Origin of the sequence: Isoptericola sp. NPDC057191 (assembly GCF_042670225.1) — a bacterium.
Taxonomy (GTDB): domain Bacteria; phylum Actinomycetota; class Actinomycetes; order Actinomycetales; family Cellulomonadaceae; genus Isoptericola.
On sequence record NZ_JBHUWC010000017.1, the window covers coordinates 14,768 to 39,966 of the forward strand.

Below are 25,199 nucleotides of genomic sequence, written 5' to 3' on the forward strand. Positions count from 1 at the left end.
GCATGCCGGACGCCCCCGCCACACAGCACCCCCTCCCCCGACGCACCCAGCGACCTCACCTCGCGGCGCTGCTGGAGGACCGGTGGTGCGCCGTGGCGGGGGCGTTCCTGCGCCGGCGGGGCTGGGTGCCGCGCCTCCTCCCGTACACCGGGTACGGCACGCCGCTCGGCGTGCGGGTGCTCGCCCGCGTGCTGCTGGTGCCGCCGTCGCACGCGACGGGACCGCTGGCGCCGGAGCTGGCGGCGGAACGACGGCCGCTGCGCAGCTACCTCACCATGCCGGCACCCGGCGAGCCGGTGCGGGTGACCGTGGGCGGCGCGGACGTCACCGTCAAGACCGACCGCGCCGGGTACGTGGACGCCCTGGTGTCGCCTCCCGAGGACGCTCCTCTGCCGGCCGGTCGGCACGACGTCGTCCTCACCGCCGAGCGCTCCGGCGCCGAGGCCACCGGCCAGGTGGTCGTCGTCGGTCCCGGCACGACGTTCGGCGTCGTCAGCGACATCGACGACACGGCGATGATCACCGCCGTGCCGCGCCCGCTGGTCGCGGCGTGGAACACGTTCGTCATCCGGGCGAGCGCCCGCCGTCCCGTCCCGGGGATGCCGGAGCTCTACCGGCGGCTCGCCGCCGACCACCCCGGAGCGCCGTTCGTCTACCTCTCCAACGGCGCGTGGAACACCGCCGGGACGCTGTCGCAGTTCCTCGACCGGTACGGGTTCCCGCCGGGCCCCCTGCTCCTCACCGACTGGGGACCGACGCAGACCGGCTGGTTCCGCAGCGGCCCGCAGCACAAGAGCGACACCCTGGACCGCCTCATGACGACGTTCCCCGACGTGCGGTGGCTCCTGCTCGGCGACGCCGGCCAGCTCGACGAGGACGTGTACGTGCGCGCGTCCGCGCGCTGGCAGGGGCGCGTGGTGGCGATCGCCATCCGGAAGGTCGCCCGCGCCCGGGTACGCCCCGTGCGCGGCCGCCCGGAGCCCGGCGCCCCGCTGGTGCGGGGCGAGGACGGCGTGGAGCTCGCCGACAGGCTCGCCTGGCTGCTCCGTCCTGACTCCACCCGCTGACGGCGGTCGCGACGGCGCGGGTGCCTCCTACGCGCTCGGCCCGCCGTGCACCGGCACGAAGCCGGACTCGTAGGCGCGCACCACGGCCTGCGTACGGTCGCGCACGCCGAGCTTGGCGAGCACGTTGCCCACATGGGTGCGCACCGTCTCGACGCCCAGGTACAGCTCGCCCGCGATCTCCGCGTTCGACAGGCCCGTCGCCATCAGGCGCAGCACCTCGCCCTCCCGCGCGGTGAGGCGGGCGTCCCGCAGCCCGCCGGAGGCCGGTCCGTCCGTGCCGCGCGCGGCCACGAGCCGTCGCACCGCGTCGGGGAAGAGCAGCGAGTCGCCCCGCGCCACGAGCCGCACGGCGTCCGCGACCTCCTCCGGACGCGCCCGCTTCAGCAGGAAGCCCTGTGCGCCGGCGTGCAGGGCGTCGAGCACGTGGTCGTCGTTCTCGAAGGTGGTGAGCACGAGCACCTTGGGCGCGGGGGCGCCGGGCCCGCCCGACGCGACGACGGCCCGCGTCGCCGCGATCCCGTCCACGCGCGGCATCCGCACGTCCATGAGGACGACGTCCGGCCGCGCCTGCGCCACGGCCTGGGGGACCTCGGACCCGTCGGCCGCCTCCCCCACGACCTCCAGGTCGGGCTCCGCGTCGAGGATCACGCGCAGGCCCGCCCGCACCAGCGGCTCGTCGTCGACGAGGACGACGCGGACAGCGCCCGGAGGGAGGTTCACGCCGTCGATCCTGCCGCATCGGTGCGGACCGGGCTCCCGGGCGCCCGTGCTCAGGCCAGCGGGAAGCGCGCCGTCACCACCCACGTGTCCTCGCGCGGCCCGGCGTCGAGGTCGCCGCGCAGGAGCCGGACCCGCTCGGCCATGCCGTGCAGGCCGCGGCCGCCGCGCCCCGCCGACCCCCGGGGCCTCCCCGGCAGCGGGTTCGCGACCTCGACGACGAGACGGTCGCCCGCAAGGCGCACCCGCACCGCGACCGGGCTGCCGGGAGCGTGCCGGACGGCGTTGGTGAGCGCCTCCTGCACCACGCGGTAGGCCTCGTGCGAGGTCGCCCGGGGCAGCGCGTCGGCGGCCCCGGGGGCGAGGTCGAGGTGCACCTGGGCACCCGCGTGGCGTGCGTCGTCCACGAGGGCGGGGAGGTCGGCGAGCGCACGGGCGGGCGCACGCTGGTCGGCGGGGACGCCGTCGCCGGCGCGCAGCAGCCCGAGCACGTGGTCGAGGTCGGCCATCGCCGCGCGGCCGGACTCCTCGATCGCGGCGAGCGAGCGGCGGGCCGCGTCCGGGTCGGAACCGACCAGCCGCGACGCGGCCGCGGCCTGCAGGGTCGTGACGGTGAGCGCGTGCCCGACCGAGTCGTGCAGCTCGCGGGCGAGGCGGCCGCGCTCCGCGAGCCGGTCGGCCCGCGCCTCGAGCTCCGCGATCCGCGCCGTCTGGTCCGGCCCGAGCAGGGGCTCCGCCGACTGCCTCAGCACCCGCCGTGCGAACGCCGTGCCGTACGGCAGGGCGAGCAGCGCCAGCACGGCGAGGGCCACCCACCCGGCGGGGCTGTGCGCGAACGTCGGCGTCACCTGGGCGAGGAACGCCTGGTCGACGCCGGCCGCCGACAGCACGAGCTGTGTCGCGAGCGGCACGGCCACCAGCAGGCCCAGAGTCACGACGGCGCCGAGGGCGAGGTGCAGCGCGAACCAGGCAGCACCGCGCCACCGTGTCGCGACGGTGGGCGGCCCGGCCGGGTCGGGCAGGGCCTCGGCGCCGACGTCGAGGAAGGTCCGCGCCGCGGCGATCTCCAGCGTCCGCACGGGCGCGAGGAAGGGCGGCGCGCCCACGAGGACGGCCGTCATCGCGGCCAGGACGGCGACGGCGGTGCGCGGGGTGGCCGGATCGGCGAACATCTGCACGAAGCCGGCGGCGAGCAGGAGGTAGGCCCCGGCGACCACTCCCCCGATGACGAGGTACACGCCCGCACGCACGGTGGACGCGCTGGTCAGCGGCGTCAGCGCCCAGCGCGCGGTGCGCCGTCCGCTGCCCACCGCCGTCCGCGCCGCCATGCCGTCAGTCTGCCGACCGCGTGCGTGTCGCGCCTCCCCCGGTCGGGGGAACCCTGGGCACGGGACGCGGCGCACGGACACCACCTCAGCCCGTTGCGAATCCTGCAATTCGCCGGTGGATGTCGTCCGCATGACTCACACTCGTGCGCGTACCAACCCCAGGACCAAGGAGGGAAAGTGACAAGTTCGCCGGGAATGCACGTTGGAAGAAAAAGCGACATGAGTGTCTCTCGCCGTCCGCATACCGCGACACCTGCGAGCCCGCTTCAGGGTGCGCTCCCGTGCGGCCGCGTGGTGGGGCGGTGATCCGGTCGTTGACGCGGGGAGCGCTGGCCGCGACCGTCTTCGTGGTCGGCATCGTCGTCGGCGCCCTGGGGGCGTACCTCGTGGTCACCGAGGTGGTGAGCACTCAGCCCGAGGACAGCCCGGTCTCCAGCTACCGCGCCGACTACTCCGACGAGCTCGTCCGTATCGGCGCGACGCCCGCCGGGTAGCGACACGGTCGGTGGCGCTGGCTAGGCTTCCCGCCCATGAGCGACTCAACTCCCGAGCCATCGGGGCCGGCGCCCCTTTCCGAGGCGGACGCGCTGTGCGCGGTACTCGAGCGCAACCGTCGAAACTTCGCCTGGAAGACGACGGGGCTCGACGCGACCGGGCGGCGGGCGTCCACGGCCGCGACCTCGATGACGTTGGGCGGACTCGTCAAGCATGTGGCTCTGGTGGAGACGGACTGGCTCGCCGTGAAGCTGGCGGGCCGCGAGCTCGGGTCACCGTGGGACTCCGTCGACCTCGACTCCCAGCCCGACTGGGACTGGCGGACCGGGGCGCTGGACCGCCCGGAGGACGTCGACGCGCTCTGGCGCGCGGCGGTCGAGCGGTCGCGAGAGGTGGTGAGCGAGGTCATCAGGGAGCGCGGGCTCGACGGTCCGGCGTCGTTCACCCGCCGAGACGGTCGCGCGCCCAGCGTCCGCGAGATGCTCCTGGACATGATCGAGGAGTACGCGCGACACACCGGTCACGCCGACATCCTCCGTGAGGCGGTGGACGGCCGCGTGGGCGAGGACGCGCCCCCGGACTTCGCTCTCTAGGCCGCTGACCGTGAACCAAGGAGGGCGATGATGCCTGGCCGGCGCCGACGTGCCGCCTCACGGCGGACGAGCAGCGCTGTTCTCGCGCTCACCTTGGCCGCACTCTCGGGCTGCTCGGCCATCGAGTCCGCGGTCGACCGCACGGCGTACTGCAGGCCGGAGGACCCGGTCGTGACGCCGCAGCGCGTCGCACCAGGCGACGAGCTGCACCTCGAGACCACCGGACGAGACGACGGCGTGGACTGCGAGCCGCGCATGCCGGCCCGGGCCCGCTACGTGGTCACGATCATGTCGGAGATGCCCGACAACGACCCGACGATGGGCCGTTACTCGGCGTCCCTCGGCCTGCTGGACCCGAGCAGCGACGGAGCCGCTCACGGAACCGTCCGGGTCCCTGATGACATCCCGGCCGGCAAGGCAGAGGTGTCCCTGCGACTCCAAGGCGCCAAGACGAGGTGCGAGCTCGATCCAGGCGCCAGCTGCGCGCAGGACCCCTATGCCCCGATCGAGGTCGTCGACTGACCGTGGAGCGCCGGTCCACGCGTCCGACCGAGGTGGAGGGCACCCGTCAGAGCCCGGCTATGCCGGCTTGCGGGCGCTCACGATCATGTGGGTGCCGAGGAAGCGTCGCCGCCAGGTGACGTCGTCGAACCCGAGCCGCCACAGGATGCCGGCGACCTGCTCCGGCGACATGAACCCGAGGGTGGTCTCCTCGAGGTAGGTGTACGACTTCTTGTCGCGCGCCACGAGCTGGCCGAGCAGCGGGATGACGACCTTCACGCCGAGGGCCACCGGGTACTTCAGCAGCCCGCGGGGCGGGCAGGTCTCGAGCAGGGCGAGGCGGCCGCCGGGCTTGAGCACGCGCAGCTGCTCGGCGAGCACGCGCTCGGCGTCCTCGACGTTGCGCAGCAGGTAGCCGTGGGTGACCGCGTCGAAGGACGCGTCATCGAAGGGGAGCGCGTTGGCGTCGGCGAAGCCCCAGGTCACGGCGTCGGCGCCGGGCTTGGCGCGTGCGCCGTCGAGCATCCCCTCGGAGAAGTCGACACCGTGGATCGTGGCGCCGGGGTACTGGCGCGCGGCCTCGAGGGCGATCACGCCGGTTCCGGTGGCGATGTCGAGCAGCGACCCGCCGGCGGGCAGCTGCGCCCGGCGCGCGACATCGCGGCACCAGGCGGCGTGCCGGCCCAGGGTCATGAGGCGGTTCATCCGGTCGTAGTAGCCGGGGACCGTGTCGAAGAGGCGCTGCACCTCCTCGCCGTGCGGCGAGGGGACGCTCACGCGGCGAGCTCCTGACCGCTCATCTTGTGGATGGAGTCCATGACGTGGTCCGTCAGCTCCCGGCGCACCTGCGCGGGGCGGGCTCCGGTGGTGAGCTGCCGCGACGGGTCGATGGGGGCACCGAAGTGCACCTGGATGCCGCGCGACGGGCGGGGCAGCCGCTTGCCCACGGGCTGCACCTTGTCGGTGCCGCGCAGCGCGACGGGCACGACGGGCGCGGAGCCGGCGAGCGCCAGCCAGGCGACGCCGGTGTGCCCCTGGTGCAGCTTGCCGTCCCGGGAGCGCGTGCCCTCGGGGTAGATGCCGAAGGCGCCGCCGCGCCGGAGCACGACGAGCGCGTCGTCGAGCGACCGCTGCCCGGCGCGGGGGTCCTCCCGGTCGACGGGGATGTGGCCCATCGTGGTGAAGAACCAGCGCGAGACGCGCCCCTTGAGGCCGCGGCCCGTCCAGTACTCCGCCTTCGCGATGAAGGTGACGTGCCGGGGCACGACGAGCGGGATGATGATCGAGTCGATGAACGACAGGTGGTTGCTCGCCAGGATCACGGGACCACGCCGCGGGATGTTGTGCAGTCCCGTCACCTGGGGGCGCAGCAGCACGTACACCAGGAGCGACAGGACGAGGCGCAGGAACCGATAGGTCACCGCACCATTGTGCCCCCTGCTCCTGGCAGCCTCGCGAACCGTGCGTCAGGCGGCGGCCAGCAGGGCGTCGGCGGCGCGCCGAGCCTCCCGGGCGACGTCGGCGTCGTGCGTGATCGCGGCGGTGGTCTGCGCGCCCTCGGCGAGCAGGACCACCTGGAGGGCGACGGCGTCGGGCAGGCCGGCCTCGCGCACCAGGCCCAGGACGTGCTGCCGGAACGCGTCCTTGTGCCCGCGCACAGCCTCGGCGATCCGGGGCGACGTCGCGCCGAGCTCGCCGAAGGAGTTGATGAAGGCGCAGCCCCGGAAGCCGTCCTCCCGGAACCAGGTGTCGAGGAAGTCGAAGACGGTGAGGATCTGCTCCCGGGGGGTCGTGGCCGCGGTGGCCGCCCGCGCCACGCCGTCGGCCCACTGCCGGGTACGCAGACCGAGGACCGCGACGACCAGGTCCTCCTTGGACGGGAACAGCGCGTAGATGCGCTTGAGCGAGACGCCCGCCTCGGCCCGCACGGCGTCCATGCCGACGGCCTGGACGCCGCGGGCGTAGAAGAGCCGGTCAGCGGCCGCGACCACGGTGTCGCGCGCCGTCACCTCGTCGAGCATCGTTCACCCTCTCGTCGGTCGATCCCCCTTGCGCGGAGAACCATCGTTCTCTACTGTAGCGCTCAGCGGGAGAACGATCGTTCTCCCCCCGGAGAGGGAGCACGGACATGGGCTACATCACCGTCGGGCAGGAAAACAGCACGGACATCGAGCTCTACTACGAGGACCAGGGCGCGGGTCAGCCGGTCGTCCTCGTGCACGGGTACCCGCTCGACGGGCACAGCTGGGAGCTCCAGACCCGTGAGCTCCTCGCCGCCGGCTACCGCGTGATCACCTACGACCGGCGCGGCTTCGGGGCGTCGAGCAAGGTCGGCTCGGGCTACGACTACGACACGTTCGCCAAGGACCTCGACACCGTCCTGACCACGCTGGACCTGCGCGACGTGATCCTCGTCGGCTTCTCCATGGGCACCGGCGAGCTCGCCCGCTACGTGCACAACCACGGCCACGACCGCGTCGCCAAGCTCGCCTTCCTCGCGTCGCTCGAGCCGTTCCTCGTGCAGCGGGACGACAACCCCGAAGGCGTGCCGCAGGCCGTGTTCGACGGGATCGCCGACGCCGCCCGCTCGGACCGCTACGCCTGGTTCACGCAGTTCTACAAGGACTTCTACAACCTGGACGAGAACCTCGGCACCCGGATCTCCGAAGAGGTCGTGCGCGCCAACTGGATCACCGCCGTGAGCTCGGCCCCCGTCGCCGCCTACGCCGTCGTCCCCACCTGGATCGAGGACTTCCGGGCCGACGTCGAGGCGGTGCGCGCGACCGGCAAGCCGACGCTGATCCTGCACGGCACGAAGGACAACATCCTGCCGATCGACGCGTCCGGCCGCCGGTTCCACCAGGCGGTGCCCGACGCCGAGTACGTCGAGATCGAGGGCGCGCCGCACGGACTGCTGTGGACGCACGCCGACGAGGTGAACGCGGCGCTGCTCGCGTTCGTCGGCCGCTGACCCGTCAGACGGCGGTGAGCAGGTAGTCGTCGGCGTCGTCGTCCCACGCGAGGGCGACGGCGCCGGCGGCCTGCGCGCCCTTCGCGAACTGCAGGAAGCCGCGGTAGCCGAGCGCCTTCTCCGAGAAGTCGGGGCGGCGCTTGCGCACCTCGTTCTTGAGGCCCGACAGCGGCGCGGTCCCGCCGGCGTCCTGCACGGCTGCGCGGAGCAGCCCGAACGCGCCCTCCGTGTCCTGCTGCTCGGGCAGCGCCACCTCCGGGTCGCCCGTCGACGGCCCGGGTGAGAGGACCACGAAACCGCGGTCGGCGAGGAAGCGCAGGAACTCCCCGAAGGTGCGGAAGCCGTAGTCGGACTCGCTGAACGTGGGGTCCTTGCGCACCATCGTGCGCTTGAGCATCGACGCCGTGACGGTCCCGCTGGTGGAGGCCTGCAGGTCGGCGAGCGTCTGCGCCACCTTGACCTCCATCGTCGCCTCCTCGCCGGGGGCGGCGTCCTCGTGCTCGACGTCGGCCTCGGCCGCGACGCTCGGCTCGACGGCAGGCTCCGCGGCGGGCTCGACGGCGGGGGTCTCGGCCGCCGGGGACTTCTTGCGGCGGCCACGCGTCGTCGTCGTGCCGGACGTCGCGGGCGCGGCCTCCTCGACCGGTGCCGAGGACCGCGTCGCCCCCGCGGCCTCGGCGGGCGCCTCGGCAGGAGCCTCGGTGGCCGCCGGGGGCTTGGCACGCCCGCCGCGGCCGCCGCCCGACCGGCCGGTGCCCTTGCCCGCGCCACGCCCGGACCGCTTGGGGGCCGGCGCCTCGGACTCGTCGGGCACGTCGACACCCTCGAGCCGGTCGTAGAACAGGAACTCGTCGCACGCGGGCGGCAGCAGGCGCGACGTCGAGTTCTCGACGCCGACGCCGATGACGCGCTTGTCGAGCTCGCGCAGCTTGTGCACCAGCGGGGAGAAGTCGGAGTCGCCCGTGCACATGACGAACGTGGTGATGTACTCGCGCTCGAAGGCCATCTCGATGGCGTCGACCACCATCTTGATGTCGGCGGCGTTCTTGCGGGACGCCCCCATGCGCTGGGTCATCTCGATGAGCTCGACCTGGTGGCGGGTCAGCATCCGCCGGTCCTCGTCGAAGTACGACCAGTCGGCGTAGGCGCGGCGCACGACCACGCGCCCCCGCACGGCGAGCGCGTCCGCGATCGGCTTGAAGTCGAACTGCATGCCGCCCAGGTGGTCCCGCGCGCCGAGCGCCAGGTTCTCGTAGTCGAGGAAGACGGCGAGGCGCTCTTCGGTGTCCATGGCGGCCACACTATGCCCCGCCGTCCGGAAGCCGCTCCCGGGGTTTTCACCCCCTATCCTGTCTCGGGTCCCGACGACGCGACGCCTTGGAGGCTCACCTTGTCTGCAGATCCCGGAGCCCCCGTGGCGACGGACGAGATCGTCCCCGACCCCTCGCTCCCCCCGACGGCGGTGCCGGCGGAGGACCTGAGCCCCCGCTGGACCTGGCAGAAGGTCGTGCTCTGGGCGGCGATCGCGCTGCTCGGCGGCGTCGCGTGGGTCATGCTCGCCCTGGTGCGCGGCGAGACCGTGAACGCGATCTGGTTCGTCTTCGCCTCGGTGTGCACGTACCTCATCGGGTACCGCTTCTACTCGAAGGTCATCGAGAAGTTCATCACCCGCCCGGACGACCGCCGCGCCACGCCCGCCGAGACGCACGAGGACGGCAAGGACTTCGTCCCCACCGACCGCCGGGTGCTGTTCGGCCACCACTTCGCCGCCATCGCCGGCGCCGGCCCGCTGGTCGGCCCCGTCCTCGCCGCCCAGATGGGCTACCTGCCGGGCACGATCTGGATCATCGTCGGCGTGGTGCTCGCGGGGGCCGTGCAGGACTACCTGGTCCTCTTCTTCTCCATGCGTCGCGGCGGCCGCAGCATCGGCCAGATGGCGCGCGAGGAGCTGGGGCGCATCGGCGGCGTCGCCGCGATCGTCGCGTCCCTGCTGATCATGATCATCATCGTGGCGATCCTCGCCCTCGTGGTGGTCAACGCCCTCGGCGAGAGCCCGTGGGGCGTGTTCAGCGTCGCCATGACCATCCCGATCGCCCTGTTCATGGGCGTGTACCTGCGGTACCTCCGACCCGGCCGGATCACCGAGGTCTCGCTCATCGGCTTCGTGCTGCTGATGGCCGCCATCATCGGCGGCGGCTGGGTGGCGGACACGGCCTGGGGGTCGGAGCTCTTCCACCTCGACCGCACGACGATCGCCGTCGGCATCATCGTCTACGGGTTCGTCGCCGCCGTCCTGCCCGTGTGGCTGCTGCTGGCACCCCGCGACTACCTGTCCACCTTCATGAAGGTGGGCGTCATCGTGGTGCTCGCAGGCGCCGTCGTCATCGTGCGCCCGGAGATCTCCGTGCCCGCGGTCAGCGAGTTCGCGGGCTCCGAGACCGGCCCCGTCGTGGCCGGCAGCCTGTTCCCGTTCCTGTTCGTGACGATCGCGTGCGGCGCCCTGTCCGGGTTCCACGCGCTCATCTCGTCCGGCACGACGCCGAAGCTCGTGGAGAAGGAGCGCCAGACGCGCTTCATCGGGTACGGCGGCATGCTCATGGAGTCGTTCGTCGCGATCATGGCGCTGGTCGCCGCGATCTCCATCGACCGCGGCGTGTACTTCGCGATGAACTCCTCGGCTGCCGCCACGGGCGGCACGATCGAGGGCGCGGTCGCCTTCGTGAACTCGCTGGGTCTCGCCGGCGTCAACCTCACGCCGGACACCCTCACGACCCTCGCGAGCCAGGTGGGCGAGCCCTCCATCGTGTCCCGCACGGGGGGTGCTCCGACGCTCGCGCTCGGGCTGGCGCACATCATGCACCAGCTGTTCGGCGGCACCGCGATGATGGGCTTCTGGTACCACTTCGCGATCATGTTCGAGGCGCTGTTCATCCTCACCGCCGTGGACGCCGGCACCCGCGTGGCGCGGTTCATGCTGCAGGACACGATCGGCAACGTCGCACCGCGGTTCAAGGACGTGAGCTGGCGGCCGGGAGTGTGGGTCTGCACCGCGATCATGGTCGCCGGGTGGGGCAGCATCCTCTACCTCGGCGTGACCGACCCGCTCGGCGGCATCAACACGTTCTTCCCGCTGTTCGGCATCGCGAACCAGCTGCTGGCCGCGATCGCCCTCGCCGTCGTGCTCGCGATCGTCGCGAAGCGGGGTCGCGCGTACTGGGCGTGGCTGTGGATCGTGGCCCTGCCGCTCGCGTTCACCGCGGTCATCACCATCACCGCGTCGTTCGAGAAGATCTTCTCGGACGTCCCCGCCGTCGGGTACTGGGCGCAGCACCGCGCGTTCCAGGAGGCGCTCGACGCCGGGGAGACCTCGTTCGGCACCGCGCCCGACGTCGCCGCGATGGAGGCCGTGGTCCGCAACACGTTCGTGCAGGGCACGCTCTCGATCATCTTCGTGGTGCTGTCGATCATCGTGATCGTGGCCTCGGTGGTCGTGACGATCCACGCGTTCCGCGCGGGCGGCGGCGCGAACCACGAGGACCCGCCGGTGGCGTCGCGGCGCTTCGCCCCGGCCAACCTGTTCGCGTCCGCCGCCGAGAAGCGGATCGAGAAGCAGTGGGCCGAGGCCGGTCTGCGGGAGACCTCCGGTGCCGGGCACCACTGACGCCCGCGACGTCGGGCCGACGGCACGCGACGCCGCCCGGGCGCTGACCCGGGCGGCGTCGGCGGGGTGGGCGGGACTGCGCTGGTACGTACGGCAGGTGATGGGCGACGACGCCTACCGCACCTACGTGGCGCACGAGCGGTCCGCGCACCCCGACCGCGAGCCGCTGAGCGAGCGCGCGTTCTGGCGCGAGCACTACGCCGAGCAGGACCGCAACCCCGGGTCGCGGTGCTGCTGAGCAGCACTGATGGAAAGCACCGATGGGGAGCACCGATGGGCAGCTCTCCCCGTGGTGCACCTGCGTGGGCCTGGTTACTCTCGTGCGGGCGACGAGAGGTGAGGGCCGATGGCGGATCTGCGGGTGGACCTGGACGCGGTGACCGAGCTGGGGTCGAGCCTGACCGCGGTGGCGGACGAGTTCGAGAACGCGACGACGCGCTCGGACCGGATCGCGGACGCGGTCGGGCACGACGGGCTGGCGAGCGCGGTGCGGGACTTCGCGAGCTCGTGGGACGACACGCGCAAGAAGATGACGGAGAACCTGCGCCTGCTGGCCGACGCGTCGGTGCAGGTGGCGCAGGCGTTCACGGACATCGACGGTGACCTCGCCGACGGGATCCGCGGCGACGGTGCCCCCGCGCCGGCCCCGGCCAGGCCCGGTGGTCCGGTGTGAGGCCGGCGGACTGGTCGCCGGTAGGGCTGGACTCGGACCCCACGCCCGGGGACCCGGTGCTGGTGCTGGCCGGGGGTCAGGACTATCTGGAGGTCGCGGGATCGATCGACGACGCCGCGGGCGCGATGGCGCGCCTGGACGTGGCCGGCACGATCTCGCAGGCCGTGGACGCGTTGATGGAGACCAAGGAAGACACCATCAGCGAGATCCGGCGCGCGCACTCGCGGTATCAGGCCACGGGTGAGGCGCTGGTGGACTACGCGTCCGCGTTGGAGCGGGTGCAGGCCGAGACGCTGGCCGCGTTGCAGCGGGCCCGGCAGGCGAAGGACGCGGCGGACTCCGCGGCAGGGTCCCGCGAGCGGTACCAGGACCTGGCCGACAGCACGACGGACGCCGAAGAGAAGCGGGAGTACCAGCAGCACGCGGACCGGTCAGGCTCGGACGCGCACGACGCGCAGGGTCAGGTCGCCGCGGCCCGCTCGGACGTCGAGTCCGCGGTGGGCGACCGGGACCGGGCGGCGAACGACGCGGTGTCCCGCATCGAGGACATCACGAGCAACGACGACCTGAACGACTCGTGGTGGGACGACTGGGGCTCGAAGGTCGTGGCCGCGATCGCCGACATCGCGGACCTGGTCTCCACGATCGCGGGCCTGCTCGCGATCGTGGTCGCGTTCATCCCCGTGGTGGGGACCGCGCTGGCAGGGGTGCTGATCGTCGTCGCCGCGGTCGCGGCGATCGTGTCCGCGTTGGCGAACCTCACCCTCGCGGCGACGGGGGAACGGTCGTGGGCCGAGGCCGGGATCGCGATCGCCGGCGCCGCCCTGAGCGTGATCGGGCTGGGCGGGGCGGCCAAGGCCGCGACCGGGCTGTCGAAGGCGGCGTTCAAGCAGGGCATGAAGTCCGGGCTCAAGTCCGGTGCGAAGAAGGCGTGGTGCAAGGTCGGGTTCGGGACCTGCTTCACCGCCGGGACCCTGGTACGCACCCCCGAGGGCGACAGGCCGATCGAGGACCTGCGGCCCGGGGACAAGGTCTGGGCCCACGACCTGGCCACCGGGACCGACGAGCTGCAGCTCGTCATGGACACCTTCGTCCGCACCACCACCACCCTGTACCACCTGACCATCGCCGGGCAGGTCGTCACGACCACCGACGAGCACCCGTTCATGGTGCGCAACATGGGCTGGATCCTCGCCCGCGACCTGCAGCCCGGCGACATCCTGGTGACCCCCGACACCGGCGACGGCACCGGCACGGTCACCCTCGAGAAGATCGACATCGAGCACCGCGACGAGCACGACCCCGACGGCCCGGTCACGGTCTACAACTTCCACGTCGCCACGCACCACAACTACTACGTCCTGGCCGGCGACCTGCCCGTCCTGGTCCACAATGCCGGCGGGCATGACGCACTCGCGGGGGAGGCGAGCCAGGCCTTTGCGAAGCAGCTCAAGAAGTACGGCAGAGACGGCTTCAAGCAGCTGGAGAACGGTCGCTTCCGGTTCTATGGGCGTGTCACGCCCGCCACCAACCCTGGCGAGATGATTGGCCGGCGCCTGGTGCGGGAGTGGGATCCTGGGACCGGCGCGAAGCGCCTGTGGCACGAGACCGTCGACGCAGCAGGACGCGTCAGGATCGTACGCCCGGACGTGAGCGTCACCGGGGGCACGAAGGTCCACTACCTCTTTGACGCCGCCGGAAACTTCACGGGAGTGTTCTGAGCATGGAAGCCACTGACCGATCCACGATCGATTCCAAGCTGAGCGCGCTGGCCAATGGCTCGCTCGACCCGGATGAGGCGGCCGACTGGGCCATGGCCACGCTGCGGGCGATGGACGATGACGATGATGTGGACGACGTCGTGATGGACGCCCTGGACAGGCTCTCCGGGGCGGACCTGTTGTCGGGTCCCGGGACGCGTCTGCATGGGACCGCGGACTTTCGGACCTGGCTCAGCGAGTTCCGCGCTGCGTCGTGACGTTCGCGAGCTCGACCGGGTCGTGATTGCTCAGCTTTGACGTGACGCGCGGACCAGATGCCGGAGCAACGGGCACGGAACACATCGAGACGATGGCGGCCCGCTCCGTTGCGGTGATCATGCTGCGGCACGGGGACCGTGAAGCTGGATCGGATCGACATCGAGCACCGCGACGAGCACGACCCCGACGGCCCGGTCACGGTCTACAACTTCCACGTCGCCACGCACCACAACTACTACGTCCTGGCCGGCGACCTGCCCGTCCTGGTCCACAATGCCGCGGGGCACGGCAAGGCGGCCAACTCGGTGGGTCTCGCGCGCGAGGAGCGCGTCGCCAAGATCGTCGGTGGCAAGGTCGCCAAGGGCCCCGATGGACAGGACATCAAGATCAAGGTCGACGGTGTCGGGTCGACCGGGCTCGACGTCATCGGGCCCAACGGTGAGTACATCTTCGTCGGGGGCCCTGCCAAGGCCAAGGACCCAGCCAAGTTCGGCCACGCACTGAATGTGAGCAAGGCGGCGGCGGATCGGGACGGCGTCCGCGCCATGTACTACCTCGAAGACGGCACTCCCACGAGCGCGATCGATCAGGCGGGTCGAAAGCTGGGCGTCGACAACGTGTTCACGTTCCCCAAGGAGTAGCAGATGTCAGACGGTTTCCTCACGCTCTACGTCTCCGCCGTCCGCGGCGCGTGGATCACTGACTGGGTCACGGGGTCGGGCGCTCGACTGACGGCGCCGGGCACCGACGGGTTGGTCGCCGTGCTCGACCTGGAAGGCGACCGTCACCTCGTCGACCGTGACCAGCTCTCCGCGCTTCTCGCCGACGACACCGACCAGACCTTCCAGACATGGATGTCCGGGTCCGACGACATGATCGTCACGGTCCGACGACATCGCTACGGCGACGACGGCAGCCGGGGTTTCGTCGGCGTGACCTGCTACCTGGACGGACTGGATCCCGACGACGTCGACGCGGTCTCACGTGCAGCGCAGGAGGTGATCCAGACGTCCAGCGCCGACGCCCTGGGTCTCGTCGTCGACCGCCGGGGCACGACGGCCGACGTCGACTGGGACTCGTTCGTGGCGTCACCCGGCGTCGTCCCGGCCGTACCGGACCTGCTGATCCTCGCCAGCCCGCAGGCCGCATCCGCAGCGACCCACGAAGGCTGGTGGAGGCCCGACACACCGGTCGTCGGGTTCAGTACCTGGGAGAACACGGCCGCCGGGTGACGGGCGTACGGAGCGTCCAGCGTCACGACGACGGCATCGACTTCCGGAGGAGCAATCCGTGAAGGGCGCATTCATCGTGTCCACCGGGCTGCGCCTCTGACTCACCGACGTCTTCTTCATCGAGGGCTGCTCCAGTCCTCGCGTGGTGCCCGCCAACCCAGGATGGACAGCCTCATGACCCTGCCGACCCCCGAGTACCTCGGCGGCGCGCCCCTTTGGGAGAACTACGTCGTCGCCCAGCTGACGCAGGCTTCGCTCAGCCTCGTCCCGCGCGACGCGCTGGCGCTGGGCGTCGCCGTCGACGGCCTCGACGTCGCCGTCGTCTGCCAGGTGCGCGAGAGGACCGAGGACTCCGGTGTCGATGTCGACGAGATCGCCCAGGAGCTCCAATTCCTCCTCGGGGAGCGGGTGCGGGTCACCACGCGCTTCGAGACACAGTCCGCGCCAACCATGACGCCGCACGACACGACCGTCTGGGTGTTCGCCGCCCGCGCCCCAGAGGGCTGACTACGTCGTACCGCGGTCGTCGGGCGGATCGGACGTTGCCGAGCCGGCCGGCCATCGGCTGAACACAGCCCCGCGACGAATGTCGTCATCCAATACCTGAAGGTCCTGTTCGCCACCGAGTGGCTCATGAGCGCCTCTGGCGACGTCCTGGACGCTGCCGAACTCGCCACCCCGTGATCCCGTCGTGCCGCGACACCGCTGCGCCTCCGCTGGACCGCGCGGGCAGGGCGGCGGCGCCTGCGCCAGGATGACCGCGTGCGCGCGATCGTCTACGAGTCCCACGGCGACCCCGAGGTGCTGCACCTCGCCGACGTCCCCGACCCGCAAGCCGGGCCCGGCCAGGTGCGCGTGCGTGTCGAGGCGGCCGCCGTCAACGGCTGGGACGTGAAGTCCCGCGCCGGGGTGACCGGCGCCCCCGAGCCCGCGACCCCGGTCGTGCCCGGCCTGGAGGTGGCGGGCGTGGTGGACGCGCTCGGTGACGGCGTGACGGGCGTCGCGCCCGGCGACCGTGTGGTGGGGTTCGCCGTCGGCGGCGGGTACGCGGAGCTCGCGCTCACGAAGGTCTTCGCCCGTGTCCCCGACGGCCTCGCCGTGACCGACGCCGTCACGCTCCCCGTCGCGGCGGAGACGGCGACGCGCGTGCTGCGCCTGCTGGACCTGCGCGCCGGCGAGACCCTGCTCGTGCACGGGGCGTCCGGCGCGGTGGGCGCGCTGGCCACCCAGCTCGCGGTGCGCCGCGGCGCCAGGGTGGTCGGGACGGCGTCGGCGCGGAACCAGGACCGCGTCGCCGCCCTCGGGGCGACGGCGACCACCTACGGCGCCGGGCTGGTCGAACGCGTCCGCGCCCTCGCGCCCGACGGCGTGGACGCCGTCCTCGACACCACCGGCGCGGGCGTCCTGCCCGACTCGATCGCCCTGCGCGGCGGCACGGACCGGATCGTCACCATCGCCGACGACGCCGCGGCCGACCTGGGCGTGACGGCCAGCTACCGCTCCGAGCGGGACGCCGACGAGCTCGCGCAGGCGGTCGACGCCCTCGCCCGCGGCGACCTCACCACCACCGTCGGCGCGGTCCTCCCGCTGGCCGACGCGGCCCGTGCGCACGCGCTCGTCGAGTCCGGCCACCCGGGCGGGAAGGTCGTGCTGGTGCCCTGACCAGCGGCGTCGTCCCCCGGTTGTCTCATCAGGCGGGCGAAATCTCGACCGCATCGCGGATGGTGCGTACGATCGAGGTCCAGCCATCCAGAGCGGCCGAGAGTCCTGGCTCGACGACGCCGCAGCAACCCGTTCTCCGACGGAAGCCTCCCGAGGACGAAGGTGCTCACGCCAGGATCGATGGAGTGACGCATGGTCGCAGAGGCATCCCTTCCGCCCACCCCGGTGCTGCCCGCACGCCCGACGGTCTCGTTCGAGCTCATGCCGCCGCGCCGGCCGGACGCCGCCCCGAAGTTCTGGGAGACGGCGCGCCGGCTCGTGGCCGCGCGCCCGGACTTCGTGTCCGTGACGTACGGCGCGGGCGGCGGTGACCGGGCGACGGCGCGGCAGGTCGTCGCCCGGCTGCTGGAGGGCACGCCCGTCCTGCCCGTGGCGCACCTGACCTGCGTGGGCGCGTCCCGGGAGGACGTCTCCGCCGTCATCGACGACTTCCTCGCCGCCGGCACGCGCGCCTTCCTCGCGCTGCGCGGCGACCCGCCCAAGGACCAGCCCGACTGGGCACCGCCGTCCGACGGCGTGGAGTCGTCGATCGAGCTCGTGCACCTGCTGCGCGAGGTGGAGGCGCGCCGCTGCGCGCACGACCCGGGCACCGCCCTCCGCGGCGCCACCCGCCCCCTGACGATCGCCGTCGCGACGTTCGTCGACGGCAACAGGCAGGCCGGCACCACCCGGGCGCAGGAGGTCCAGCGGCTGCTGGAGAAGCAGCAGGCGGGGGCGGGCTTCGCCATCACGCAGCTGTTCTACGAGGCCGACTCGTACACCGACTTCGTCGCCGAGGCCCGCGCGGCCGGCGTGACGATCCCCATCCTCGCCGGGCAGCTGCCCACGACCGAGCCCCACCGGCTCCGTCGCGTCGAGGAGCTCACCGGCGTCCGCGCGCCCCGGCACCTGCTGGACGCGCTCGACGCCCTGCCGGACCCGGAGGCGCAGCACGCCTACGGGACGGCGCGCGCCGTGGAGCTCGCGCAGCGCGTGCTCGACGCGGGCGCCCCCGGCATCCACGTGTACACGTTCAACAAGTACCGACCCGCTCTGGACCTGCTCGAGGGTGTGCACCTCGGCGGACCGGCGTCGGCCGACGACCCGTCGGACGGCGCGGACCTGGCCAGAAGGCCGTGGGTACCGAGCATCCCGACCCAGGCTCCCGCCGTCTGACGGGCGCCCGACCTCTGGAGTGCTCATGTCCACCACACCGACAAGCCCCGCACCCGCAGCCTTCCCCGGCGGCACGATCCTCGGCTACCCGCGCATCGGGCGCCGCCGCGAGCTCAAGAAGGCCGTCGAGTCGTTCTGGGCCGGCCGTACCGACGCCGTCGACCTGGAGGTCACGGCCGGCGCGCTGCGCCGGGAGACCGCTCGCCGGCTGACGTCCCTCGGGCTGAACCCCGACGACGGCTCCGTCCCGGGCGCGTTCTCCTACTACGACCAGGTGCTCGACGTCGTCGCGCTGCTGGGCGCCGTCCCCGAGCGGTTCCGCGACCTGCTCGACGACGAGGACGGCTCGCTCGAGCTCGACGGCTACTTCACCGTGGCCCGCGGGCGCGGCGAGGACGCGCCGCTCGAGATGACGAAGTGGTTCGACACCAACTACCACTACCTCGTCCCCGAGATCAGCGAGACGACGCCGATCTCGTTCGCCGACCACCGCGTCGTGCGCGAGTACGCCGAGGCCAAGGAGGCCGGCGTCACGACCCGCCCCGTGCTCGTGGGCCCGGTGACGTTCCTCGCGCTGTCGAAGGCGGCCGACGAGGCGGGCGACGGCTTCCACCCGCTCGACCGGCTCGCCGACGTCGTCGCCGCGTACGCGGAGCTGCTGCGCGCGCTCGCCGCCGTCGGGGCGCCGTGGGTGCAGCTCGACGAGCCGGCGCTGGTCACCGACTCCCTCGACGTCCCGGCCGAGCGCCTGCACGCCGCGGTCGCCTCCGCGTACCGGGCGCTGGCGACGGACCTCACGAAGGGCACCGACGACACTGCCTCTGAGGACACCGTGGGCGTGCGGCCCGCGATCCTCGTGACCGCGCCGTTCGGCAGCCTCGGCGACGACGGGCTCGCGCTCCTCGCCGCCACCGACGTCGACGCGATCGCGATCGACCTGGTCAAGGGAGCCGTGCCCGCCGGCACCCTCGACGGCACTGTGCCGGGGCTCGCGGACAAGACGCTGGTCGCGGGCGTCGTCGACGGGCACAACGTCTGGCGTGCCGACCTGGCCGCCCGGCTCGACGTCGTCGACGCGCTGCGCGACCTCGGCGCCGGGGCCCTCGCCGTCGGCACGTCCACGTCGCTGCTGCACGTCCCGCACGACGTCGAGGACGAGGTGTTCGGCGACGGCGCGCGCACGGGCACCACGCTCGACCCGCGGCTGCGCGACTGGCTGGCGTTCGCCGACCAGAAGGTGGGCGAGGTCGCGACCCTGGCTCGCGCCGTCGACCTCGGGCGGGACGCCGTGGCGGACGAGCTCGCGGCGTCGTCCGCGGCCGTGGCCTCGCGCGCGACCGCGGCGGGCGTCGTCGTGCCGGCGGTGCGCGACCGGGCCGCGGCGCTGACCGACGCCGACTTCGCTCGCGGCCCGTACGCCGAGCGCGCGGCCGCGCAGGCCGCGCGGCTGAACCTCCCGCCGCTGCCGACGACGACGATCGGCTCGTTCCCGCAGACGCCCGAGATCCGCAAGGCCCGTGCCGCGTGGACCCAGGGCGAGCTCTCCGACGCCGACTACTCCGGCGCGATGCGCGAGGAGATCGGGCGCGTCGTGCGGCTCCAGGAGGACCTGGGCCTCGACGTCCTGGTGCACGGCGAGCCCGAGCGCAACGACATGGTGCAGTACTTCGCCGAGCACCTCGACGGCTTCGCGGTGACGGCGAACGGGTGGGTGCAGTCGTACGGCTCCCGCTGCGTGCGGCCGCCGATCCTGTGGGGCGACGTGCAGCGCCCGGCGCCGATCACCGTCGAGTGGTCCGCGTACACGGCGTCGCTCACGCAGAAGCCGGTCAAGGGCATGCTCACCGGCCCGGTCACGATCCTCGCGTGGTCGTTCGTGCGCGACGACCTGCCCCTCGGCGACACCGCGAACCAGGTGGGCCTCGCCCTGCGCGACGAGATCGCGGACCTGGAGGCCGCCGGGATCGGCATCGTTCAGGTCGACGAGCCCGCGCTGCGCGAGCTCCTCCCCCTGCGGCGCGCGGACCAGGAGGAGTACCTGCGCTGGTCGGTCGGGTCCTTCCGGCTCGCGACGTCCGGGGTGGACGTCGCGACGCAGGTCCACACCCACCTGTGCTACTCGGAGTTCGGCGAGGTCATCGGCGCGATCGACGGGCTCGACGCCGACGTGACGTCGGTGGAGGCCGCGCGCTCGCGCATGGAGATCGTGCCGGAGCTGGCCGACGCCGGCTACTCCCGCGGCATCGGGCCGGGGGTGTACGACATCCACTCCCCGCGCGTCCCGTCGTCCGAGGAGGTCACGGAGCTGCTCCGGCTCGCGGTGAAGGCGATCGACCCGGCGCTGGTGTGGGTCAACCCGGACTGCGGGCTCAAGACCCGCCGGTACCCGGAGGTCGAGCCCGCGCTCGCCCACCTCGTCGCCGCCGCCCGCGAGGTCCGCGCCACCCTCTGACGCGCTCGCTCCCGTCCTCCCGCCCAGCCCCGCCGGCCGCCCCGCCCCGCCGGCTGCCGAACAGGTGGTTACTCACCGTCTGAGCGTTCAGAAGGTGAGTAACCACCTGTTCGGCGACGGGGGCGGGGCCGGAGTGACGGAATTCTCGTCGACCCGGGCGACGGCCGCGTGGCACCATGGAAGGGCCGGTCGCGCCGTCGAGCGCGAGCGGACCACATCTTTCACGAGCGAGGAGCGAGCGATGCCGGGCGTCGCAGGGAGCGGGGTGGGCCACCAGGCCTGCTCGGGCAGTCCCGCCTGCCCCGGCATCGCCCCCCGCTGATCGTTCAGGCTCGTTCTTCAGGCTGATCGGTTCGAGCAGGCCGGGCGGTGCGGGGCTTCGCCCTGCCCACCCCCGCTCACCGAAAGCCGAATCCTCATGAACCCCCTGACCGAGCAGCAGCTCCGCGACAGCCTCGTCAACGCCACGCGCAGCGAACGGCAGCGCCTCCTCGCCCCTGACCTGGCGGAGGTCGCCTGGGACCGCCTCGACTACCTCGGCTGGCGCGACCGCAAGCAGCCCCTCGCGGCGTACGTCGTCACCTGGGTCGACGACGCGCCCGTCGGCGTCCTGCTGCGCGCCAGCGAGCGCACCGGCCCGCGCCGCGCCGCCATGTGCGCGTGGTGCGAGGACGTCGTCGAGACCCGCGACGTCCAGCTCTACGTCGCCAAGCGCGGCGGGGCCGCCGGCCGCAAGGGCGACACCATCGGCACGCTCGTCTGCAGCGACTTCCGCTGCTCCCGCAACGCGCGGCGCCGGCCCACCCTCGCGGAGGCGGGGTCCGACGACGACGGCGTGCGCGCCGCCATCGTCGAGCGACGCGTCGACGCCGTGCGCGCCCACGTACGCCGGTTCGTCGACGAGGTGCGCCGCACCGCCTGACGCCTACGCCCGGGCCCGGGGTACCGGGCCCGGGCTGTGCCCGGTGGCAGCCGTCGCGCGGCCGTCCCCGACGAGCGCGAGGCTCACAGCCAGCGGCGCCACTTGAAGACGCGCCAGAGCCCGAACCCGAAGGCGACCATGAGCGCGACGGCGAACGGGTAGCCCCAGGTCCAGTGCAGCTCGGGCATGTGGTCGAAGTTCATGCCGTACACGCCCGCGACGAGGGTCGGGGTGAACAGGATCGCCGCCCAGGACGAGATCTTCTTGACCTGCTCACCCTGCTCGATGGTCTCCTGGGCGAGCTGTCGGCTGGCCTCGCCCTGGGCGAGGCTGGCGCTGGACATGCGCCGCATGGCCTCGTTCTGCTCGGTCGTGACGAGGGTGGAGTGCACCGTCAGGGCGTTCTCGAGGACGGACCTGATCCCGTCGACCCGTTCGGCGACCCGGATGGTGTGGTCCAGCACGTTGCGCAACCGGTTCTGCACCTCGTCGCCCGTGCCGTACCGCCCGGCGCCGCGCAGCAGCCCGCGCACCATGTCGGGCAGCGGCGCCACCGCGCGCTGGAGCGCGATCACCTGCGACAACAGCTTGTAGATCCGCTTCGACAGCGCCGGGTCGGTGTTGCCCGCCCCGAACAGGCTGTCCTCGACCTCGTCGACGTCGTTCACCAGGCCGGCGACGACGGGCGCGTAGCCGTCGACGATGACGTCGAGGAAGGCCGTGAGCATCGCCTCCGGGCCGGTGCCGAGGAACTGGGGGTCGGCCTCCAGCGCGTCGCGGGCCGCGGACAGGTCCTGCCGGTCGCCGTGGCGCACGGTGATGACGAACTCGCGCCCGACGAACAGGTGCACCTCGCCGATGTCGACGCGCTCGGCCCGGTCGTCGTACCAGGCCGGGCGGATCACCACGAAGACCGTGTCGCCGTACCGTTCGAGCTTGGCCCGCTGGTGCCCCTTGTGCGCGTCCTCCACGGCCAGCTCGTGCAGCCCGAACCGGCCCGCGGCGGTCTCGAGCTCGGCCTCGCCCGGGTCGGTGAGCCCGATCCAGGCGACGCCGCCGGAGCGTGCCAGCTCGTCGGCGGCGCTCGGCAGGTCGGGCGGGGACGCGGCGAGGTGGCCGTCGACGTAGATCCGGCTGTCGGTCGCCGTCATCGGTCCGCTCCTCGCTCGTTCCCGGGCTCCTGCCCGCCTGCCGGCACGAGCACACCGTGCACGGCGGGCCCGACGAGCGCGATCAGCGTCTCACGGTCCGCGGCCGCGAGCGTGGGGACGCCGACCACGCCGCGTCCCACGACGAGGCCCACGAGCATCGACGACACGAGCCCCGCGCGCAGCGTCGCGTCGTCGACGTCCCGCGACGCGACGGCGTCGACGAGCAGGCGCTCCTGGAGGAAGCCCCGCAGCTGGGCGTTCGCCAGGTCGTTGACGATCGCACCGCGGAACATGGCCATGAGCGGCTCAGCGCTCCGGGCGTCCTCCTCCCAGATCTCGAGGAAGGCCCGCACCACGCGTTCGCCCAGCCCGTCGTCGGCACCCTCAAACGCGGCGCTGAAGCGGGTGAGCGCCTCCGGCGGCACGGCCATCACCGCGGCGAACAGCTCGTCCTTGGACCGGAAGAACTGCATGACCAGCGACGCGTCGACGCCGGCGTCGGCCGCCACCCGGCGGATCGTCGTGCCGGTGTATCCGTCGGCGGCGAAGCGGGCGCGGGCCGCGTCGAGGATCGCCTGCCGGGTCGTGCTCGCCCCCGGCCGGCGGCCGCGGCGGGCAGCGGGCGCAGGGCTCGTCCTGGTGCTCGTCCTGGTGCTCGGCGTGGTGCTCGGCGTGGTGACCATGCCCCGAAACTACCTCGTCGGTCACACTTTCTCAACGCGTGTTGAGTTTCTCGCCGGACAGGCCTAGCGTCGAAGGCGTTGGCAGAGCCCGACCACGGGCGAACTGAGGTGAGGAGCTCACGATGAGCGTTGACCAGAAGGTGTACGTGCCGTCCCAGCCGCTGGAGCCCGGCCCCCGGTACGGGATCCTGTCCGGCTTCGAGCCCGGCACCCGGACCCTGGAGGCCGGCTTCCAGGTCGCGCCGCCGTTCAAGCCGCTGCCCGTCGACGTCGTGCTCGACAAGGACGTCCCGGTCACCCTGCGCGACGGCGTGACCGTGCACGTGGACGTCTTCCGTCCCGCCGGGACCGAGCAGGTGCCGGTCATCATGGCGTTCAGCCCGTACGGCAAGGGCCAGGGCACGTCCGCGAGCGTCATGGGCATCTTCGGGATGGTCGGCCTGGACAACTCGGTCGTGTCCGGGCTGGAGAAGTTCGAGGGCCCGGACCCGGCGTACTGGTGCGCGCGTGGCTACGCGGTCTGCAACCCCGACATCCGGGGAGTCGCGGAGTCCGAGGGCGACAGCGTGATCTGGGACCGACAGGAGGGCCGCGACGCCTACGACCTGATCGAGTGGCTCGCCGCCCAGGACTGGTGCACCGGCAAGGTCGCGATGAGCGGCACCTCCTACCTCGCCGTCTCGCAGTGGTTCGCCGCCGCCGAGCAGCCCCCGCACCTGGCCGCGATCAACCCCTGGGAGGGCGTCAGCGACGTCTACCGCGACCTCGTCCTGCGCGGCGGCATGCCCGACACCGGCTTCGCCGAGCAGCTCCAGGACAACAGCTACTGGGGCAAGGGCCGCCGCGAGGACCTCCTGACCGAGGCCGCCCAGCACCCGCTCATGGACGAGCTGTGGCAGGACAAGATCCCCGACTTCGACCGGATCACCGTGCCCGCCTACGTCGTGGCCAGCTACTCCAACACCCTGCACACCGCCGGCACGTTCCGCGCCTGGCGCCGCATGGCCTCGACCGACAAGTGGCTGCGCATCCACCACAGCCAGGAATGGCCCGACTACTACGACGAGGCCAACGTCGAGGACCTGCGCCGGTTCTTCGACCACGTCCTCAAGGGCGTCGACAACGGCTGGGAGACCACGCCCCGCGTGCGCTACTCCGTGCTCGACCTCACCGGCGGCGACCGGGCGGGCGTCCCCGCCGACCAGTTCCCGCCCGCGGACGTCAGCCCCACCACGTACTACCTCGACGCCCGCACCCGCTCCCTGTCCACGACGGCGCCCGACGCCGAGGCGAGCGCCGGCTACGCCGTCGCGGGCAACCCTGACGTCCTGTCCTTCGTGACCCGGTTCGAGGACGAGACGGTGCTCGTCGGGTACCCGAAGGCCCACCTGTGGGTCGAGGCCGAGGGTTCCGACGACATGGACCTCTTCGTCCTGGTGCAGAAGCTCGACGCCCAGGGCACACCCCTGCAGGAGTTCACCGTGCCGAACCAGGGCGCGATGATCCAGGACGTCACCGAGCGCGGCGCCTCGATCCTGCGTTACCAGGGCTCCGACGGGCGCCTGCGCGTCTCCCTGCGCCAGCTCGACGAGGACCGGACCACCGACGACGTCCCCGTCCACACCTTCGACCGCGTCGCGAAGCTCTCCCCCGGCGAGATCGTCGACGTCGAGATCGACCTGCTCCCCGTCGGCCTCGTCTTCCGCCCCGGCGAGCAGCTGCGCCTCGTCATCAGCGGGCGCAGCCTGCTCGGCACGATGATGCCCGGCAACCGGGAGTACACGTCAGCCGTCAACAAGGGCCGGCACGTCGTCCACACCGGGGGCGAGCACGCGTCGTCCCTGCGCCTCCCCGTCCAGGCCGGCTGAGTGCACGACAGCCCGTCCCACCTTCGGGC

Annotated in this window: 26 protein-coding genes and 1 riboswitch; of the genes, 18 read left to right on the top strand and 8 right to left on the bottom strand. The window is 72.7% G+C overall.

All coding sequences use genetic code 11. The features are described from left to right. Window positions 1-2 precede the first annotated feature (2 nt). Window positions 3-1,067: an App1 family protein gene (locus tag ACFT55_RS04665; protein WP_380242012.1), complete on the top strand. Its 1,065-nt coding sequence runs from the start codon at window positions 3-5 to the stop codon at window positions 1,065-1,067. Window positions 1,068-1,094: 27 nt separating this feature from the next. Here the strand turns inward: ACFT55_RS04665 and ACFT55_RS04670 are convergent, their stop codons facing one another. Both ACFT55_RS04670 and ACFT55_RS04675 read right to left on the bottom strand, forming a co-directional pair. Continuing rightward, on the bottom strand, window positions 1,095-1,787 hold the full coding sequence (locus ACFT55_RS04670) for a response regulator (protein ID WP_380242014.1): 693 nt from the start codon (window positions 1,785-1,787) through the stop codon (window positions 1,095-1,097). A 50-nt stretch (window positions 1,788-1,837) separates the two neighbouring features. After that, the gene (locus ACFT55_RS04675; RefSeq protein ID WP_380242017.1) at window positions 1,838-3,112 is read right to left on the bottom strand and encodes a sensor histidine kinase; all 1,275 of its coding nucleotides are present in this window, start codon (window positions 3,110-3,112) and stop codon (window positions 1,838-1,840) included. 302 nt (window positions 3,113-3,414) lie between these two features. Here ACFT55_RS04675 and ACFT55_RS04680 point away from each other — a divergent pair, with 302 nt between their 5' ends. The 3 genes from ACFT55_RS04680 (at window position 3,415) to ACFT55_RS04690 (ending at window position 4,722) form a co-directional block, all read left to right on the top strand. Further along, window positions 3,415-3,606 carry a hypothetical protein gene (locus ACFT55_RS04680; RefSeq protein WP_380242019.1) on the top strand — a complete coding sequence of 64 codons (192 nt, stop codon included), beginning with the start codon at window positions 3,415-3,417 and terminating at the stop codon, window positions 3,604-3,606. 36 nt (window positions 3,607-3,642) lie between these two features. Continuing rightward, the gene (locus ACFT55_RS04685) at window positions 3,643-4,200 is read left to right on the top strand and encodes a DUF664 domain-containing protein (protein WP_380242021.1); all 558 of its coding nucleotides are present in this window, start codon (window positions 3,643-3,645) and stop codon (window positions 4,198-4,200) included. Between the two features lie 171 nt (window positions 4,201-4,371). Beyond that, window positions 4,372-4,722 carry a hypothetical protein gene (locus tag ACFT55_RS04690; RefSeq protein WP_380242024.1) on the top strand — a complete coding sequence of 117 codons (351 nt, stop codon included), beginning with the start codon at window positions 4,372-4,374 and terminating at the stop codon, window positions 4,720-4,722. A gap of 57 nt (window positions 4,723-4,779) precedes the next feature. Here ACFT55_RS04690 and ACFT55_RS04695 read toward each other — a convergent pair whose 3' ends face one another. Genes ACFT55_RS04695 through ACFT55_RS04705 form a run of 3 tightly spaced genes read right to left on the bottom strand, consistent with a single transcriptional unit; the run spans window position 4,780 to window position 6,722 of the window. Then, the gene (locus tag ACFT55_RS04695) at window positions 4,780-5,478 is read right to left on the bottom strand and encodes a ubiquinone/menaquinone biosynthesis methyltransferase (RefSeq protein WP_380242026.1); all 699 of its coding nucleotides are present in this window, start codon (window positions 5,476-5,478) and stop codon (window positions 4,780-4,782) included. Beyond that, on the bottom strand, window positions 5,475-6,122 hold the full coding sequence (locus tag ACFT55_RS04700; protein WP_380242028.1) for a lysophospholipid acyltransferase family protein: 648 nt from the start codon (window positions 6,120-6,122) through the stop codon (window positions 5,475-5,477). Before ACFT55_RS04700 ends, ACFT55_RS04695 begins: the two co-directional genes overlap by 4 nt. A gap of 45 nt (window positions 6,123-6,167) precedes the next feature. Then, complete coding sequence (locus ACFT55_RS04705) at window positions 6,168-6,722, bottom strand: TetR/AcrR family transcriptional regulator (protein WP_380242030.1); 555 nt, start codon at window positions 6,720-6,722, stop codon at window positions 6,168-6,170. 107 nt (window positions 6,723-6,829) lie between these two features. On the opposite strand from ACFT55_RS04705, the gene ACFT55_RS04710 reads away from it, so the two are divergent. Beyond that, window positions 6,830-7,672 (top strand): alpha/beta fold hydrolase, encoded by an 843-nt coding sequence (locus ACFT55_RS04710; protein WP_380242032.1) that lies wholly within the window; start codon window positions 6,830-6,832, stop codon window positions 7,670-7,672. Window positions 7,673-7,676: 4 nt separating this feature from the next. Here ACFT55_RS04710 and ACFT55_RS04715 read toward each other — a convergent pair whose 3' ends face one another. Then, a complete protein-coding gene (locus ACFT55_RS04715; protein ID WP_380242035.1) occupies window positions 7,677-8,963 on the bottom strand; it encodes an NYN domain-containing protein in 1,287 nt (428 codons plus the stop codon). A gap of 123 nt (window positions 8,964-9,086) precedes the next feature. On the opposite strand from ACFT55_RS04715, the gene ACFT55_RS04720 reads away from it, so the two are divergent. The 12 genes from ACFT55_RS04720 (at window position 9,087) to ACFT55_RS04775 (ending at window position 21,468) form a co-directional block, all read left to right on the top strand. Next, on the top strand, window positions 9,087-11,333 hold the full coding sequence (locus ACFT55_RS04720; RefSeq protein WP_380242037.1) for a carbon starvation CstA family protein: 2,247 nt from the start codon (window positions 9,087-9,089) through the stop codon (window positions 11,331-11,333). Then, on the top strand, window positions 11,317-11,571 hold the full coding sequence (locus ACFT55_RS04725) for a YbdD/YjiX family protein (protein WP_380242039.1): 255 nt from the start codon (window positions 11,317-11,319) through the stop codon (window positions 11,569-11,571). The genes ACFT55_RS04720 and ACFT55_RS04725 overlap by 17 nt, the downstream gene beginning before the upstream one ends. Before the next feature lie 108 nt (window positions 11,572-11,679). Then, window positions 11,680-12,006, top strand: a complete 327-nt coding sequence (locus tag ACFT55_RS04730; RefSeq protein ID WP_380242041.1) for a hypothetical protein — start codon at window positions 11,680-11,682, stop codon at window positions 12,004-12,006. Beyond that, a complete protein-coding gene (locus ACFT55_RS04735; protein WP_380242043.1) occupies window positions 12,003-13,727 on the top strand; it encodes a polymorphic toxin-type HINT domain-containing protein in 1,725 nt (574 codons plus the stop codon). The genes ACFT55_RS04730 and ACFT55_RS04735 overlap by 4 nt, the downstream gene beginning before the upstream one ends. 2 nt (window positions 13,728-13,729) lie before the next feature. Further along, on the top strand, window positions 13,730-13,984 hold the full coding sequence (locus tag ACFT55_RS04740) for a hypothetical protein (RefSeq protein ID WP_380242045.1): 255 nt from the start codon (window positions 13,730-13,732) through the stop codon (window positions 13,982-13,984). 138 nt (window positions 13,985-14,122) lie between these two features. Beyond that, entirely contained in the window at window positions 14,123-14,626 is a 504-nt protein-coding gene (locus ACFT55_RS04745) for a hypothetical protein (protein WP_380242047.1), read from the top strand. Window positions 14,627-14,629: 3 nt separating this feature from the next. Further along, window positions 14,630-15,217: a hypothetical protein gene (locus ACFT55_RS04750; protein WP_380242049.1), complete on the top strand. Its 588-nt coding sequence runs from the start codon at window positions 14,630-14,632 to the stop codon at window positions 15,215-15,217. Between the two features lie 174 nt (window positions 15,218-15,391). Then, entirely contained in the window at window positions 15,392-15,724 is a 333-nt protein-coding gene (locus ACFT55_RS04755) for a hypothetical protein (protein ID WP_380242052.1), read from the top strand. Window positions 15,725-15,979: 255 nt separating this feature from the next. Continuing rightward, on the top strand, window positions 15,980-16,879 hold the full coding sequence (locus ACFT55_RS04760; protein WP_380242054.1) for an NADP-dependent oxidoreductase: 900 nt from the start codon (window positions 15,980-15,982) through the stop codon (window positions 16,877-16,879). An 80-nt stretch (window positions 16,880-16,959) separates the two neighbouring features. Beyond that, a riboswitch (SAM riboswitch) is annotated at window positions 16,960-17,066 on the top strand. Window positions 17,067-17,071: 5 nt separating this feature from the next. Beyond that, on the top strand, window positions 17,072-18,094 hold the full coding sequence (locus ACFT55_RS04765; RefSeq protein WP_380242057.1) for a methylenetetrahydrofolate reductase: 1,023 nt from the start codon (window positions 17,072-17,074) through the stop codon (window positions 18,092-18,094). A gap of 25 nt (window positions 18,095-18,119) precedes the next feature. After that, on the top strand, window positions 18,120-20,546 hold the full coding sequence (gene metE / locus ACFT55_RS04770) for a 5-methyltetrahydropteroyltriglutamate--homocysteine S-methyltransferase (protein ID WP_380242060.1): 2,427 nt from the start codon (window positions 18,120-18,122) through the stop codon (window positions 20,544-20,546). A gap of 418 nt (window positions 20,547-20,964) precedes the next feature. After that, window positions 20,965-21,468 (top strand): FBP domain-containing protein, encoded by a 504-nt coding sequence (locus tag ACFT55_RS04775; RefSeq protein ID WP_380242062.1) that lies wholly within the window; start codon window positions 20,965-20,967, stop codon window positions 21,466-21,468. Between the two features lie 83 nt (window positions 21,469-21,551). Here the strand turns inward: ACFT55_RS04775 and ACFT55_RS04780 are convergent, their stop codons facing one another. Further along, complete coding sequence (locus ACFT55_RS04780; protein ID WP_380242064.1) at window positions 21,552-22,619, bottom strand: magnesium and cobalt transport protein CorA; 1,068 nt, start codon at window positions 22,617-22,619, stop codon at window positions 21,552-21,554. Continuing rightward, complete coding sequence (locus ACFT55_RS04785; protein ID WP_380242067.1) at window positions 22,616-23,302, bottom strand: TetR family transcriptional regulator; 687 nt, start codon at window positions 23,300-23,302, stop codon at window positions 22,616-22,618. Before ACFT55_RS04785 ends, ACFT55_RS04780 begins: the two co-directional genes overlap by 4 nt. 122 nt (window positions 23,303-23,424) lie before the next feature. Here ACFT55_RS04785 and ACFT55_RS04790 point away from each other — a divergent pair, with 122 nt between their 5' ends. Continuing rightward, complete coding sequence (locus tag ACFT55_RS04790) at window positions 23,425-25,170, top strand: CocE/NonD family hydrolase (RefSeq protein ID WP_380242069.1); 1,746 nt, start codon at window positions 23,425-23,427, stop codon at window positions 25,168-25,170. Window positions 25,171-25,199: the final 29 nt, after the last annotated feature.